This window comes from Pseudomonas sp. HLG18, assembly GCF_051903985.1.
In the GTDB taxonomy this organism is placed as follows: Bacteria; Pseudomonadota; Gammaproteobacteria; order Pseudomonadales; family Pseudomonadaceae; genus Aquipseudomonas; species Aquipseudomonas fluorescens_BT.
On sequence record NZ_CP195831.1, the window covers coordinates 381,028 to 396,259 of the forward strand.

Below are 15,232 nucleotides of genomic sequence, written 5' to 3' on the forward strand. Positions count from 1 at the left end.
GACTCAGTAGAACATCGAGCGCGATTCTTCCAGATCTTCGCACAACGCCTTGTTGTCGATGTCTATCCCGAGCTTGCGAAAGGCCGGAACACCGAGCGGGTCGATCCGGGCGAGGGGATGATCGGTGTCTTTGTGGCAATACAGGCTGGCCACTTGCACCAGATCCACGTAATCGACCTGTGGCGATTCGCGTTTCAGATCCTGATACAGCCCCGGCAACTCTACGAGGCGCTCCGGGAATTCCCAGACCCGCAGCAGCTTGTCGCCGATCAGCGGATGAATGTGATCGATCACATGATTGAGGCTGACGGGGTCGGACAGCAGTTCGTAATGGTCTTCGGCGTAGGTCAGGATCGGCAGCACGCCGATCTGGTGCACCAGCCCGCCCAATGCAGCCTGATCCGGCTTGAGCTGGGTATAGCGGCGGCACAATGCGTAGCTGACGCCGGCGATCTCCAGGCTCTTGCGCCAGACTTCGCGCATTTTCTGTTCCACCACCTCGGAGCGTGCGTGGAAGATCTGCTCCATCACCAGACCGATCGCCAGGTTGCTGCTGTAGTTGACGCCCAGCCGGGTGATCGCGGTATGCAGGTCGGTGACTTCCTGCGTGGCGCGCAGCAAGGGACTGTTGACCACTTTGATCAGCCGTGCCGAGAGCGCCGTGTCACGGCCGATGACTTTGCTCAGGTCGCTGACGCTGATGTCCGGGTCTTCGGCGGCCTTGCGAATCTGCAGGGCCACTTCCGGTAACGTTGGCAGAACCAGGTCATCGTTATCGATGGCCTCAACCAAATCCTGTTGGACCTTATCCGCCAGCTCACTCATGTCATTTCTCTAGGGTGTTGCAACAAATGCTGCGATCAACGCTGGATTTCGCGGTCGCGATCCAGTTCGTAAGGCAGGTCGAGCAAGTGCAGCGCCGGCCCTTCGACCGTACCCAGATGCAAATCGCCCGCTTCGGCAGCTTCGGCCTGCAACACGGCCAGCAGTTCAATATTCTTTTCGGCGCGGGCGGCCAGCACCACTTCGCCGATGGAACTGCCGTGGCTCGGAGCGAGCAGCGGGGTGCCGGGCTCCGGCAACTCGCTGGCGTCCAGTTGCACGCGGTACAGGCGACGCTTGAGCTTGCCCAGGTACTGCATGCGCGCAACGATCTCTTGCCCGGTGTAGCAACCTTTCTTGAAGCTCACGCCGCCGACCGCTTGCAGATTGAGCATCTGCGGAATGAACAGTTCGCGGGTGCCCGGCATGACCTGGCCGATACCGGCACGGATCTGGCCCAGCAGCCATTGATTGAGTTCGGCTTCGGTCAATTGCGCAGACAGCTTGCCTTTGATGGCGTCGGCCTGATCGGCTGGCGCCCAGAGTTCGGCACGGTCGGGGGAGACGCGAATCGCGATCAACCCTTCGTGGCGAACCACGCTGTCGGTGTCCGCCGACAGTTCCAGACCCAGGCTGCTCAGGGCTGCATCCCCATGCTCCAGACCGAAGCGCGCCCATGACTCGCTTTCGTCGGTCAGTTTCGATTTGGAGAACACCGCGTACTTTTTCAGGTCCGCCAGTTGTGGCTCCAGCAGCTCGCCGGCCATGGCCAGCAGCACGCCGTCGCCTTCAAGCACGATGCGGAAACTCGACTGCATCCGGCCTTTCTGCGTGCAGCGGGCACCAAGGCTGGCCCGGTCATCACTCAGGTAATTGATATTGCAGGTCAACTGGCCTTGCAGGAATTTGCCGGCGTCCGCGCCGCGAACCGCGAGAACGCCTTCATGAGAGAGGGTGCAGAAAAAAGCAGAATCGGCCATGGGTCATCGCAGGGTAAATAGACTGGGGCACATCATAAGGGGGTGGTGTTGAAATGGGTAGTTCATAAAGGATCGGTGGCGCCCGACCAAAGCCGACTGTTCGGCCCGCCTCGGGCCTGTATACTTGCGGCCTATTTGAGGAGCGCTCCATGGTCGAACAAGTTGAACTGAATCGCCTCTTTTGGCACAGCCGCCGCGGCATGCTCGAGCTTGACGTGTTGCTGGTGCCGTTTGTGAAAGAGGTCTACTCGAATCTGAACGAGGTGGATCGCGCGCTGTATGTCCGCCTGCTGGAATGCGAGGATCAGGACATGTTCGGCTGGTTCATGGAGCGCAGCGAGTCTGAAGATCCTGAGCTGCAGCGCATGGTTCGCATGATTCTGGATCGTGTCCAGCCCAAGTAATACGTTTGAATGCCGCTGGCATGCCTCACGGCAGTTGCTGGCGGCGTATCTCCTGGCCCAGGCGCTGGCCCTGTGCGCTCTGTTTCTGCTTGTCCTGCCTTTCTGGGCCAGCCTGCTCGGGGCGGTCGCCTGTCTGATCCATGCTGTGTGGGTATTGCCCCGTCAGATTCTGCTGAGTCATCCCAAAGCTTTCTGCCGATTGCGTCGTGATGCCGATGGCTGGCAGTTGTGGAATCAGGCCGATGGCTGGCAGGCGGTGCAGTTGCGTCCGGACAGCCTGGCATTGCCGTTGATTGTGGTGTTGCGCTTTCGATTGCGCGGTGAACGGTGGGTCAGATCGATCTGTGTACCCCGGGATGCGCAGGCGGCGGATTTGCACCGACGCCTGCGGGTGCGGCTCAAGTTCAGCCGGCGTAGGTGGGCGGCACCAGAATAGTATCGAGGGCTTCGGGCAGCAGGTCCGGGTAGTCGAGGGTGTAATGCAGGCCACGACTTTCCTTGCGCTCCATGGCCGAGCGGATCATCAGTTCCGCCACTTGCGCCAGGTTGCGCAATTCGATCAGGTCGCGGCTGACTTTATAGTTGCTGTAGAACTCGACCCTTTGAGGCTAAACCCAATGGATACAGGGGTTTCAGCCGATGACCGTCAACCACCGCTCCCAAACTGGGACAAACCTGTTACAAACTGCCCTCGCCAAGCCATACCACTATCGCCGGTCTGGTCGCTATTACCTTCGCCTTCGCCCTCAAGGCACTGATACAGGTTTCTTCACGCTTTCGCTCAGAACTACCGACAAGGCCACCGCTATGAACATCTCGAAGGACATCCTCAAGACCCTCAAGGCTTATCACTTCGACAACCCTGAGGCGACTTGGGATGAACTCCGTGAGCGTCTGGTAGACATAGCCGAGTCGTCCTTGACGATGGCGCATGGGGATAGCTCGTTGGTGGCCTACGAGATGATCCACGATGAGCATCATGAAGCGCTCCGTGAGGCCAGCGCCAAGATGTCCTTGAGCCTGAACCAACAACGAGCAGTGGGCAAAGCGTTGGAGATCATTGAGGCATCTCAGGAGCGCCTGAATGGGAGGCCGGGGAAACTGGTCGAGATCGTTAGAGAACTCAAAGGCGAACCTTGTGGCACGTCTGTAGCCCTTCGTCCGTCCCTATCTGTATTATCGTCTGAAGCCTCCAAGCCGCTGACCTTTAAGGCCATCTCTGAGCTTTACATGGAGGAACGCAAGGAACACGTAGAGACAAGCACCATGAGGGACATAAGGTCTTCTTGTGGCTCTATAGCTGCTGTTCTGGGTGAGCTTGACCTGAAGACCCACACACGGGCTGACATGGTGGCGCTGAAGGAGAGACTTCTTGAGGATCGCTCAGCGTCCACCGTGAAGAAGATACTGACCCGCCTTACCACTGTCATGGATTGGGCTGTTCATAATGGCTACATCGATAAGAGCTTCGATAAAGGCCTTAAGCCTACCAAAGGCGCCGATAGCTCCCGTGAGGCGTTCTCTCAGGATCAGGTAAAGACGCTTATGGTCCACACCAATACGCTCCCGGAGAGCTCGTGGCAGCGCTGGGCATTGTCTCTTGGGGTCATCACTGGGACTCGTATTGAGGAACTGAGGCAGCTCACCAAGGCTGACGTCAAGAAGATCCCAGGCACTGACGGCAATGGCATTTGGGTCATCGACATCAATAGGAACGATGGCAAGACAGCCAAGACCAAGAATGCGCTCCGTGTCGTACCGCTGACCGATGGGGCCTACGGGTTCGACCTTCAGGCATTCCTTGGGTTTGTCGAGAAGGCCGACTCGCAGTTGTTCAAGCTGGGTGCAGGGCAATTCTCGGGATTACTCAATGGGGCACTTCGGGATGTCTTGGGCCTGAAGGCCGACCGCACCCAGACTTTCCATTCGTTACGACATTCTTTGGCTGGTGCCTTGAAGGCCGCTGAGGTTCCTGTGGGAACTGCTGAGTCGATCTTGGGGCATTCGTCAGGGTCAATCAGCTATGACCTTTATGGGGCTGGGAGTGCTGTGGAGATTGGCCGTATGGCTGAGGCATTGAGGGTTGCATTGCTGAGGTAGAGGGGGGCGAATGGCCGTCACTGGATTGGTGGCAAAAAGCTATTTCGCGCTGCTATGATGGAATTTTTTAGTAATGGAAAAGTTTCATGAAGGTATTCATTAGCTGGTCGGGTCCGGTAAGTAAGCGGTTAGCAGAGGCAATACGAGATTGGCTACCGGGAGTTTTGCAGCTTGTAACCCCCTACTTCACACCTGCTGACATAGAGAAGGGCGGTCGATGGGCCAGTGATATTGCAAAAGAGCTTTCAAGTTCTGAACTCGGGATTCTCTGTATCACAAGGGATAATATCCATAGCGATTGGATTCTTTTTGAGGCGGGCGCTCTATCAAAGAGTCTTGATAAGAGTTTTGTATGTCCTATTTTGTTCGGTATTAACAATGCAGACCTCGCCGGCCCTCTAAAGCAATTCCAAACAACCGAGTTTACTAAAACTGATTTTCATAAGCTAATAACGGTAATTAATGGAAGGCTTGGCGAGCAAAAATTACCTGTAAAAACTTTGGACTCCGTCTTTGAAAAATGGTGGCCAGACCTTGAGGAAAGAATTAATGAGATTCTGTCCTCAATAACTATCGTTGACGGTCCCGTACGAAACGATAGAGAGGTCTTAGATGAGATTTTGCTTTTGACTCGGTCGACTCGGCAGGCTTCTCGTCTTCCCACCAAGGCTCTCGAAGAGCTATTAGAATCTTTCATCGCTATACATCAAATGGAAGCGCAAGAGATAGGTGGTTACGAGCAGTCCTTAGACTTGCTTAAAGAAATGTCTCGCTCGGTACGTTTCATTGCAAGAAAATACAAAGATGAATCCTCGAAAATATCCGAACTTTACGAGAAGTTTGAGGCGCTGACTTACCAGACAGCTTCACAAATTCAAGAGGAAGAAGACGTACCGTTCTGAATTATGCTGCAAGGGGCCGGTCGTGGCCCCGAGCACTGGCGATATCTTACCGAATACTAACAATTGGTCTCGCCAAATTTCGCTGTCGTTAAAAACCCTCACTGTGGCTAACCTACCACACGAGGCCCCTTCCAATGACCAGCTACAACCCTGCGCAATATGAGGTCATCACCACCGCATCGCTCGCCATCCCTAAGCGTGTCCGAGGCCGCCCCACCAAGATCATCATCAACCTGCTCCACGGCTTTATTGGACCGACCACTGACTACGGCCAATATCCTTCCTTCGCCATGGATATCCTTGAGGGCATCGCTCGGCTGGACTGGCATGACAGGCCTATCGGGTCTGGTGGCTCATCTAAGCCCCTGTCAGTGAAACGCCTCGTAGCCATCCTTGCGGAACTTGAGGTCGTCTCAGCGGCCACCGTCATGGATCAATATAGGCTGGGTCTCCGACAGGCTCAGCGTTACGTGAAGGCCATTGAACTAGCGATGCCCTACCTTATTAAGAGTCGCCCAGATGCCCTCAGCCACGAGATGCGCTATGGCTTCCTAAAGGCCGACACCCGAGTCAATGACTGGGAAGACCAGCTTGAGCCGCCAAGTCCTGAAGACCTCGCAAAGCTGCACCATGACCTGAGGACGCTGGGGGCTGAGAGCGCCTCTGATTAAATGCCGCATACTTATAAGAACCATTAGGACACCCAATCGACCATAGCAATCGACCAGATAACAGAACCCTTATCGACCCGCTCATTGATGAGAGGGGTAGTGATAATAATCACCCCTCCTCGAAAGGAATCTTAAAGAACATCGCAAAGGAGAACTTCCATGACCTCTGTTATCACCTGTCCAGCAACCTCCAAACTAACTGAAGACGACTTGACTATGTTGTCTCTGGTCTTCCCTGCACCTTCACGGCCTCAATTGATTGAGCTTCGTCGCATCCTCAGCAATCGAAACGCTGCCTATAGGACCTACTGTTCTGGGATCGTCACCTTTGACAAAGACGCCTTGCTCCATGAGGTCGCGTTGAAATGCTCCGCAAAGACTGCTGAGAGGCTGTCCCATTTGGTCGCCCATGAAGTCTGCCTTCAGGCACTCGCTTCGGTGCCCTTGAAGATTCCCTTGACGGGAACTGACCTAATCTCACTCGCGAAATGAAGGCGCCGTCAAGGTGTCGTTAAAAACCCTCACTATGGCTACCGGGTAGAAATACTCCTCAAAAATAATTCCCTTCGATAGCAGCAGTTCCCAGCCGTCGCCACGGTTGTCCTTTAGATGCCGTCAGGCTTGCCATGTCCTGATCCAGCATTAGCCACATAACCCAAACCAAGAACCTTTTGATCGACCTTGGAAGATGCCCATGCGGCTCCCTCCTTGCCGTCTTGTCGTGCGCGTCTATGGCGCCAAGGTCGATCAAAGGGTCACCTCATAGGAGATCCAAACCCATGAACATCACAATCACTAAAGTCCTGAAGAACGAAGTAACTGTGTCGGGGCAGACCCTCAATCGTGAGTACGTCGAAAGCGTCATGTTGCCCTTGTTGATGGCCCAGTGTGGCCGGAACAACGGCACCAAGTTCGGCGTTATCAAAGCCTTCGAGGAAGCCGGTTTGTCCCTCAAGGCCATCCAAGAGGACGCTCAGGTCTACTTCATGACCAAGCGGGAGCAGAAAGAGACCCGTGAGCAACTTCAGCGAGAAGCTGACGAGCGTGCTGAGCGTTTACGCGAGCGGACTCCCCGCGAACTGGCCCAAGCGAAAGCTGAAAGAGATGCCCGTGCTGCTGCCATCCGTGAACAAGGCGAGCGTGTCCGTGCTGCCTCGCGTAACTCTGGCTGGTAACCCCAGACCGTCCCCTTCACTCATCTAATTCAGGAGAACTATTCCCGTGAAAATGCCTAACCAATACGTCAAACCATCGACCTACAGCACTGCTATCACTGATAGTCAAAACGGGTCGATTCGCTTCAATACTGCTGATGTCCGTGTGGAGACCCAAGCGGCCACCGACGTGTCCGTCTACGTGGAAGCCCTTACAGAGGCGCTCGACGATTACCTCAACGGTGATGAGTGGCGCCAAGCGGCAATCGAACATACGCCTTGTGAATTCCGTCCGGCTGGCTCTGAGGCGACCGGTCAGCAAATCATCACGATGGCTGATCGCTCCGTCACTTTTGACCCTCGTAAGAACTGGGATAACCAGACCATCTCGAAGGGCGAAGTCCTGGCCGGGTCTGTGATCTTCACCGAGCCCACCGATAAAGCTCTGGTAATCAGCAAGCGCTTCACCATCCTCGACCACAACCTAATGGCGGGCTTCACTGAGGGCTCCTTGCACCAGACCGGTGAGAAGCTGTTACGAGACATCGAGCATGAGGCCGCTGGCAAGATCGCTGGCATTCTGGCTACAGCTCCGAGCACCGAAAGCGTCAGTGAGCCCAAGCCTACTGGCAAACCTGCCGTGATCGCTGAGGACCTCATCGACATCTTGACGCTGCACATTAACCAGACCGTAGGCAGTTCGCTGTCTGACTTCGTGGTCTTGCTTCCTGTGTCGCTACTGGGCGTTCTTGAGCGGGCTGCTCAGCGTGCTGGAGTAGAGGATATTGAGAGCCTTATCGGCGCCTCTGTGCAGCCTTACTCGGGCACTGACTATGGTCTGTTCCTGCTGCCGAAGCTGTTCACCTCGCTGAGCTATCGCGAAGGCCGTAACGGTGACGTGTGGAAGATCCAAGCGACCCGCAACGGTGCCCACCAGTGCTGGGACGTTGAAATCATGGCTACCGTGGACATCGTTGCTAACGGCAAAGTCCGTGTGAAGCTGACCGCTGATGGTCTCCAGACCGAGGCTGTGGCCCTCCCGATGATTACCCGCATCACCTTGGCGTAGCTTTAGCTCGCTACTGAGCTGATCGTAAAGAGCCCCGTAAGACCGACCCGAGAGGGACCGGCAGGGGCCTCGCTTCACCAGCAATCAAAAACCCTCACCATCGGGGACAGGCAACCGTAATCCGTATCAAAGCCAGTCAACCTCGCTTCAACCCTTCGCCCGTCGCTGGGCATCCATCAAACACAGTCTTTCTGTTTGCTCTCTAAGCCACCGATCAGAGCCCGTCATGGGGCCTGTGTGCTGGTCTGTGGGAGCGAACTCAGAGAGCAAACAAAAGGAAATCATGAAATGACAATCGACATCCAACACAAGCACGCCTCCCACGTCATCATCATCGAGGGTCAGGCCTTCAAGGCTAACGACTTCGGTATGTGGGATTTGACTGACATCTGGCAGACCTTGAAGCTAGCCAAGGGTAAAGCACCAGCACAGTGGCGAACCAAGCAAGCTCAGCGGTTTTTAGACATGCAAAATTTGCAGGTCATCCAAGGCCGTGCTGCTCAGACCCTCGCGACCAAACGAGCAACCATTGAGTTCGCTGGCTGGGTCTCCGATGAATTTAAGGACATGGTCTATGACGCCTTCGAGGCGATCCTTGAGATGCCTGAGGTTGCCTTGCTGGTGGCCGACAAGATGCGCAGCATGGGAAATGACCATAGCGCTGCAATCCTTGATCGCCATGTATTCAATGATCGCTGTGACTGGAAGGCTCTTAAGGTTCCCCACAAGAACACCCAAAAGGGTCTGCATGCTGCTGTAGCAAAGGGCAACCTGACACCGGCACGAGCAGCTCAGCTTGGCCTCAAGGCCATCTAATCGAATCCCCAAGGAGAACCTAATGGACAACCTACAGGCTGCCTACTGGGTCTGCGTGGTTGTTCATGTGGTCTACTGGCTGTACGGGCACTTCAAGACCTCTTAATGAGAATCTGACAGAAAAATCTGAAAGACCACCTCATTCATACTGACTGCCAAGGTTCCCCCGTAGACCCTCGCACAGACCCGCACAGGCGCCGAAGAGATCCTCATGGGCGGGCGATAGAGACCCCAGAGCTGGGACAAATATGGCCCAAAGCTGGTACAAAACGGGGGCTTAGCGTGCTAGGCTCAGGTCTCCTAACGTGCCTCATCTGGTCGGTGTAAGGATCGTATCCTTCGCCTCTGGCAGCATCTCTGGATAGTCCAGCGTGTAGTGCAGACCCCGAGATTCCTTGCGTTCCATCGCTGACTGGATCATCAGTTCAGCTACCTGAGCAAGGTTCCTCAGTTCAATCAAGTCTCTGCTTACTCGGTAGTTGCTGTAGAACTCGTCGATCTCGTCCAGCAGCAGACGCACGCGGTGCTGTGCGCGCTGCAGGCGTTTGTTGGTGCGCACGATACCGACGTAGTCCCACATGAAGCGCCGCAACTCGTCCCAGTTGTGCGCGATGATCACGTCTTCGTCGGAATCGGTCACCTGGCTCGCATCCCAGGCGGGCAGGGCGCGCGGGATGGCGACGTCGGACAATTGCTCGAGAATGTCCGTGGCGGCAGAGCGGGCATAGACGAAGCACTCCAGCAGTGAGTTGCTGGCCATGCGATTGGCACCGTGCAGGCCGGTGAAGCTGGTTTCGCCGATGGCGTACAGACCAGGCACGTCGGTGCGGCCTTGCTGGTCAACCATCACGCCGCCGCAGGTGTAGTGCGCTGCCGGGACGACCGGAATCGGCTGCTTGGTGATGTCGATGCCGAATCCGAGGCAGCGCTCGTAAACCGTCGGGAAGTGCGTTTTGATGAATGCTTCGGGTTTGTGGCTGATGTCGAGGTAGACGCAGTCGACACCCAGACGCTTCATTTCATGGTCGATGGCGCGAGCGACGATGTCCCGTGGCGCCAGTTCGGCGCGTGGGTCGAAGCGCTGCATGAAGCGTTCGCCGTTCGGCAGTTTCAAATGTGCGCCTTCCCCGCGCAGGGCTTCGGTGATCAGGAAACTCTTGGCCTGCGGGTGATACAGGCAAGTGGGGTGGAACTGATTGAATTCCAGGTTCGCCACGCGGCAACCCGAGCGCCAGGCCATGGCGATGCCATCACCGCAGGCGCCGTCAGGGTTGCTGGTATAGAGGTAGACCTTGGCGGCACCGCCGGAAGCCAGAATCACGAATCGAGCGCCGTAGGTATCGACTTCGCCGGTCTTGCGATTGAGCACGTAGGCGCCGAGGCAGCGGTCGCCGTCCAGCCCGAGGCGGCGCTCGGTGATCAGGTCCACCGCGACTCGCTGCTCCAGCAGTTCGATGTTCAAACGCTGTCTGGCCTGGGCCAGCAAGGTTGTGAAAATCGCGGCGCCGGTGGCATCGGCGGCATGGATGATGCGGCGATGGCTGTGGCCGCCTTCGCGGGTGAGATGGAATTCGAATCCGCCGTCTTCAGTCCCGGATTGTTCATCACGGGTGAACGGCACGCCTTGGTCGATCAGCCACTGGATCGCTTCCTTGCTGTGCTCGACAGTGAAACGTACCGCATCTTCATGGCACAAACCGCCACCGGCATTGAGCGTGTCGTCGACGTGGGATTCGACGGTGTCGGTGTCGTCAAGCACGGCCGCGACGCCACCCTGGGCCCAATAGGTCGAACCGTTGGCGAGATCGCCTTTGCTCAGTACCGCGATGCGCAAGTGACCGGGCAGGGTCAGCGCGAGACTCAAACCGGCAGCGCCGCTGCCAATTACCAGGACATCGTGTTGAAACTGTTGGCTCATTTCAGGATTCCGCTCAAAGCGACCCGGGTCGGGGTTGGCGCAAGACAGGCGGAGGGGCGAGTCGAGACAGCCACACAGCCCACTAGTATATAGAGGGGTGGAGCGGCACAATAGCCGGGCTGGTATGGCATTGTGAAACTATCCTGACGACAAAATACCGACGCTTTGTCGGAAGTTTTTTTCATGGGTTTTCGGAAAAGGCGACTGTATCGCAGATGAAACACGCTTTTTCCGCCCTCGGTTGCCCAATGTCGCTTTTACCCGGCTATAAATATTTGGAACTTTTGCCAAAGGCTCAAGATCAATAGACAGTTGCCTGAGACAAGGGACAGTGTCGGCTTCAACGCGGAATCTGCGGTTGGATTCTCGCCGGTGAGCCGATGAAAAGATTATTCGCGCAGCCGGTTTATCCCGCGCTGCGTTTTTCGTGCGTGCCAAATCAGAGCCCGCAGGAAACTTGCTTGGAGGGGGAGAACTTTTGCGAAAAGCCCGAGTCTATGTTTGCAAGTCCGGTCGTTTGGTCATGCAAGCCTCCTCTGAGTTTATCGAGGAGTGTTCATGCTAACCCAGGAAGAGGATCAGCAGCTGGTCGAGCGCGTTCAGCGTGGCGACAAGCGAGCTTTCGATCTGCTCGTGTTGAAGTATCAGCACAAAATTCTCGGGTTGATCGTGCGTTTCGTGCACGACACCCATGAAGCCCAGGACGTTGCGCAGGAAGCCTTTATCAAGGCGTATCGAGCGCTTGGAAACTTTCGCGGAGACAGTGCCTTTTATACGTGGCTGTACCGTATCGCCATCAACACGGCGAAAAACTATCTGGTTTCACGCGGCCGCCGGCCGCCGGATAGCGATGTCAGCTCCGAAGATGCAGAGTTCTATGACGGCGATCACGGCCTGAAGGATCTCGAATCTCCAGAACGTGCATTGCTGCGGGATGAGATCGAAGGCACCGTCCATCGAACCATTCAGCAACTTCCAGAGGATTTGCGCACGGCTTTAACTTTGCGTGAATTCGATGGTCTGAGTTACGAGGACATCGCGAGCGTCATGCAATGTCCGGTTGGTACCGTGCGCTCCCGGATTTTCCGCGCCCGGGAGGCCATCGATAAAGCCCTGCAGCCGTTGTTGCAGGAAAACTAAAGACAGCGGCGACAGCCAAGAGAGGAACGCCATGAGTCGGGAAGCCCTGCAGGAATCGCTGTCCGCAGTGATGGATAACGAAGCGGACGAACTGGAATTGCGTCGAGTGCTCAACGCACTGGATGATGTTGAAACACGCGAAACCTGGGCTCGTTACCAGATCGCTCGGGCAGCCATGCACAAGGATCTGCTGCTTCCACGCCTGGATCTCGCTGCGGCGGTTTCTGCTGCACTGGAAGACGAAGCCACCCCTGCCAAGGTCTCTCGCGGACCATGGCGCAGCCTTGGACGTCTGGCCGTTGCAGCGTCGGTAACCGTTGCCGTTCTGGCAGGTGTCCGCCTGTACAACCAGGACGAAATCGCAGGTGTTGAACTGGCGCAGCAGTCCAATCAGCCAGTGTTGGCTACTCCTCAGGTCAAAGGGCCGGCGGTACTGGCAGGCTACAATGAGAGTTCTGAAGCCACTGGTCCTATGGCCAATGGCGTGCTGCAAGGCCAGCCAGGCTGGCACGATCAGCGTTTGCCGGGTTACCTGCGTCAACATGCTCAGCAAGCTGCGCTGAAAGGTACTGAAAGCGCACTGCCTTATGCACGGGCAGCCAGTCTGGAAAACCGTTAAGGAGGATCATGCGCGCCATACCTCTACTTTCGCTTCTGCTCAGTGGCTGGTTCATTGTTCCAGCCCACGCCGATGAGGCCCAGGATTGGCTGATCCGCCTGGGCCAGGCCGAGCAGCAGCAAAGCTTTCACGGCACATTCGTTTACGAGCGTAACGGTAGCTTCTCTACTCACAGCATCTGGCATCGTGTCCAGAACGGGCAGGTTCGCGAGCGGTTGCTCCAGCTTGACGGTTCGGCGCAGGAAGTCGTGCGCATTGATGGGCATACTCAATGTGTCAGCGGTACCCTGATTGCGGGGCTGGGAGATTCTCCAAACTCTGCCGCTCGTCCTCTCGATCCTCAGAAGCTGAAGAATTGGTATGAGCTTGCCGTGATCGGCAAGTCGCGTGTGGCCGGGCGTGACGCGGTCATCGTATCGCTGACGCCACGAGATCAGTATCGCTACGGGTTCGAACTGCACCTGGACAAGGAAACGGGGTTGCCACTCAAGTCGTTGCTGCTCAACGACAAGGGGCAGTTACTTGAACGGTTCCAGTTCACACGACTGGATACTGCCGAGGTTCCATCCGACAAGGATCTTCAGGCCGCCTCCGACTGCAAACCTGTCAACCTCGACAGTGACAAGGCTTCTGCCGTCAAGACCGCACAGGTCTGGCGATCTGACTGGTTGCCACCTGGTTTCGAACTCACCAGCAGTTCTTCGCACAGGGATCCGGACACCAAAACCCAGGTCAACAGCTTGCTGTATGACGATGGTCTGGCGCGTTTCTCGGTCTTTCTGGAACCGCTGAACGGAGCCGTGGTCACGGATACCCGGACTCAGCTGGGTCCTACGGTTGCCGTATCTCGCCGTCTGACGACGCCACAGGGTGAGATGATGGTGACGGTGGTCGGCGAAATTCCAATCGGTACTGCCGAGCGGATTGCCTTGTCGATACGCAATGATGGCGCTGCAACCAGCAAGCAGTGAGCTGATTTCAGCAGTTTCCGCTTCGTGTTCGAGACATGAAATGTTTGCTGAGCATTTTCATTTGCAAATAATCCGAAAATTTTTTATAGGTCAGAGCCTCTCGGCTCTGGCCTTGTTTGTTGTTCCCGGAACAAAAATGCCGGCCTGTGGTTTCCGGTGTTCCTTGCTCCATATCGCTTAACCCTGCTCGTCGTAACGGGAGCTGTATGTCGATACCAAGTTTGAAGTCTTATCTCTCCATCATCACCGCCGTGCTGGTGCTCGGTCAGGCTGTCCCGGCAGTCAATGCGGCTGAAGCGGCCAGTCCGGTCAATCTGCCGGATTTCACCCAGTTGGTCGAACAGGCCTCGCCTGCGGTGGTGAACATCAGTACCACGCAAAAACTGCCGGATCGCAAAGTGAACCAGCAGATGCCTGATCTGGAAGGCTTGCCGCCGATGCTGCGCGAGTTCTTCGAGCGAGGTATGCCACCGCAGCCGCGTTCGCCGCGCGGTGATCGCCAGCGCGAAGCGCAGTCGCTGGGTTCGGGCTTCATCATCTCGCCCGATGGCTACATCCTGACCAATAATCACGTGATTGCCGATGCTGACGAAATCCTCGTTCGTCTGGCGGATCGCAGTGAAATGAAAGCCAAGCTGATCGGCACCGACCCGCGCTCTGACGTGGCCCTGCTGAAAATCGAAGGCAAGGACCTGCCCGTGTTGAAGCTCGGCAAATCCCAGGATCTGAAAGCCGGTCAGTGGGTCGTAGCGATCGGTTCGCCATTCGGCTTCGACCATACTGTGACCCAAGGCATCGTCAGCGCCGTTGGCCGTAGCCTGCCAAACGAAAACTATGTGCCGTTCATTCAGACTGACGTGCCGATCAATCCGGGTAACTCCGGTGGCCCGCTGTTCAACCTGAACGGTGAAGTGGTGGGGATCAACTCGCAGATCTACACCCGTTCCGGTGGCTTCATGGGCGTTTCGTTCGCCATCCCGATCGACGTTGCCATGGATGTATCGAATCAGCTGAAAAGCGGTGGCAAGGTCAGCCGTGGCTGGCTGGGTGTGGTCATTCAGGAAGTGAACAAGGATCTGGCCGAGTCGTTCGGTCTGGAAAAACCGGCCGGTGCGCTGGTGGCTCAGATCCAGGATGACGGTCCCGCTGCCAAGGGCGGCCTGCAAGTGGGCGACGTGATCCTGAGCATGAACGGCCAACCGATCGTCATGTCTGCTGATCTCCCTCATCTGGTCGGCGCGCTGAAGGCTGGAGCCAAGGCCAATCTGGAAGTGATTCGTGAAGGCAAGCGCAAGAATATCGAGCTGACGGTCGGCGCTATTCCTGACGAAGACAAGGAGCTGGATGCCTTGCCGAAGTCCGGTGTCGAGACTAACAGCAATCGTCTTGGGGTATCGGTCGCTGAACTGAGCGCCGAGCAGAAGAAAACCTATGATCTCAAGGGCGGTGTTGTCATCAAGGAGGTGCAGGACGGTCCTGCAGCCCTGATCGGCCTGCAGCCAGGCGACATCATCACTCACCTGAACAATCAGGCCATTGGTTCTGCCAAGGAGTTCTCCGAGATCGCCAAGGCGCTGCCGAAGAATCGCTCCGTGTCGATGCGGGTTCTGCGCCAGGGTCGTGCCAGCTTCATCACCTTCAAACTGGCTGAATGATCCGCGGTTGC

At 56.4% G+C, this 15,232-nt stretch carries 15 protein-coding genes and 1 pseudogene; 12 read left to right on the top strand and 4 right to left on the bottom strand.

Features of this window, described 5'->3' with window-relative positions; all coding sequences use genetic code 11:
• Nucleotides 1-3 precede the first annotated feature (3 nt).
• The gene (locus ACSPX5_RS01840) at nt 4-825 is read right to left on the bottom strand and encodes an HDOD domain-containing protein (protein ID WP_439820848.1); all 822 of its coding nucleotides are present in this window, start codon (nt 823-825) and stop codon (nt 4-6) included.
• Between the two features lie 35 nt (nt 826-860).
• Entirely contained in the window at nt 861-1,802 is a 942-nt protein-coding gene (gene ygfZ, locus ACSPX5_RS01845; protein ID WP_439820849.1) for a CAF17-like 4Fe-4S cluster assembly/insertion protein YgfZ, read from the bottom strand.
• Nucleotides 1,803-1,951: 149 nt separating this feature from the next.
• Between ygfZ and ACSPX5_RS01850 the strand changes: the two genes are divergently transcribed.
• Nucleotides 1,952-2,206 (top strand): succinate dehydrogenase assembly factor 2, encoded by a 255-nt coding sequence (locus ACSPX5_RS01850; RefSeq protein WP_065257636.1) that lies wholly within the window; start codon nt 1,952-1,954, stop codon nt 2,204-2,206.
• Nucleotides 2,190-2,642 carry a protein YgfX gene (locus tag ACSPX5_RS01855; protein ID WP_169429251.1) on the top strand — a complete coding sequence of 151 codons (453 nt, stop codon included), beginning with the start codon at nt 2,190-2,192 and terminating at the stop codon, nt 2,640-2,642. Before ACSPX5_RS01850 ends, ACSPX5_RS01855 begins: the two co-directional genes overlap by 17 nt.
• Here the strand turns inward: ACSPX5_RS01855 and ACSPX5_RS01860 are convergent.
• A pseudogene (locus ACSPX5_RS01860) lies at nt 2,611-2,802 on the bottom strand (L-aspartate oxidase); the annotation flags it as partial. The gene ACSPX5_RS01855 and the pseudogene ACSPX5_RS01860 sit on opposite strands and share 32 nt — an antisense overlap.
• Before the next feature lie 43 nt (nt 2,803-2,845).
• Here ACSPX5_RS01860 and ACSPX5_RS01865 point away from each other — a divergent pair.
• The 6 genes from ACSPX5_RS01865 to ACSPX5_RS01890 all read left to right on the top strand — a co-directional run bounded on the left by ACSPX5_RS01865 (nt 2,846) and on the right by ACSPX5_RS01890 (nt 8,918).
• Nucleotides 2,846-4,306, top strand: coding sequence for a tyrosine-type recombinase/integrase (locus ACSPX5_RS01865; RefSeq protein WP_439820850.1), 1,461 nt, complete (start codon nt 2,846-2,848; stop codon nt 4,304-4,306).
• 86 nt (nt 4,307-4,392) lie between these two features.
• A complete protein-coding gene (locus tag ACSPX5_RS01870; protein WP_439820851.1) occupies nt 4,393-5,208 on the top strand; it encodes a TIR domain-containing protein in 816 nt (271 codons plus the stop codon).
• Between the two features lie 134 nt (nt 5,209-5,342).
• Nucleotides 5,343-5,879: a hypothetical protein gene (locus ACSPX5_RS01875; RefSeq protein WP_439820852.1), complete on the top strand. Its 537-nt coding sequence runs from the start codon at nt 5,343-5,345 to the stop codon at nt 5,877-5,879.
• Nucleotides 5,880-6,658: 779 nt separating this feature from the next.
• On the top strand, nt 6,659-7,054 hold the full coding sequence (locus ACSPX5_RS01880; protein WP_439820853.1) for a hypothetical protein: 396 nt from the start codon (nt 6,659-6,661) through the stop codon (nt 7,052-7,054).
• 52 nt (nt 7,055-7,106) lie between these two features.
• Nucleotides 7,107-8,102: a hypothetical protein gene (locus ACSPX5_RS01885; protein WP_439821996.1), complete on the top strand. Its 996-nt coding sequence runs from the start codon at nt 7,107-7,109 to the stop codon at nt 8,100-8,102.
• Nucleotides 8,103-8,390: 288 nt separating this feature from the next.
• Nucleotides 8,391-8,918: a hypothetical protein gene (locus tag ACSPX5_RS01890; protein ID WP_439820854.1), complete on the top strand. Its 528-nt coding sequence runs from the start codon at nt 8,391-8,393 to the stop codon at nt 8,916-8,918.
• Nucleotides 8,919-9,228: 310 nt separating this feature from the next.
• Here the strand turns inward: ACSPX5_RS01890 and nadB are convergent, their stop codons facing one another.
• Nucleotides 9,229-10,836 (bottom strand): L-aspartate oxidase, encoded by a 1,608-nt coding sequence (gene nadB, locus ACSPX5_RS01895; RefSeq protein WP_439820855.1) that lies wholly within the window; start codon nt 10,834-10,836, stop codon nt 9,229-9,231.
• Nucleotides 10,837-11,394: 558 nt separating this feature from the next.
• On the opposite strand from nadB, the gene rpoE reads away from it, so the two are divergent.
• The 4 genes from rpoE (at nt 11,395) to ACSPX5_RS01915 (ending at nt 15,221) form a co-directional block, all read left to right on the top strand.
• A complete protein-coding gene (rpoE, locus tag ACSPX5_RS01900; protein WP_003172477.1) occupies nt 11,395-11,976 on the top strand; it encodes an RNA polymerase sigma factor RpoE in 582 nt (193 codons plus the stop codon).
• A 31-nt stretch (nt 11,977-12,007) separates the two neighbouring features.
• Nucleotides 12,008-12,595: a sigma-E factor negative regulatory protein gene (locus ACSPX5_RS01905; RefSeq protein WP_011332903.1), complete on the top strand. Its 588-nt coding sequence runs from the start codon at nt 12,008-12,010 to the stop codon at nt 12,593-12,595.
• Between the two features lie 8 nt (nt 12,596-12,603).
• Nucleotides 12,604-13,566 (top strand): MucB/RseB C-terminal domain-containing protein, encoded by a 963-nt coding sequence (locus ACSPX5_RS01910; protein WP_439820856.1) that lies wholly within the window; start codon nt 12,604-12,606, stop codon nt 13,564-13,566.
• Nucleotides 13,567-13,772: 206 nt separating this feature from the next.
• A complete protein-coding gene (locus tag ACSPX5_RS01915) occupies nt 13,773-15,221 on the top strand; it encodes a DegQ family serine endoprotease (protein ID WP_169429254.1) in 1,449 nt (482 codons plus the stop codon).
• Nucleotides 15,222-15,232 lie beyond the last annotated feature (11 nt).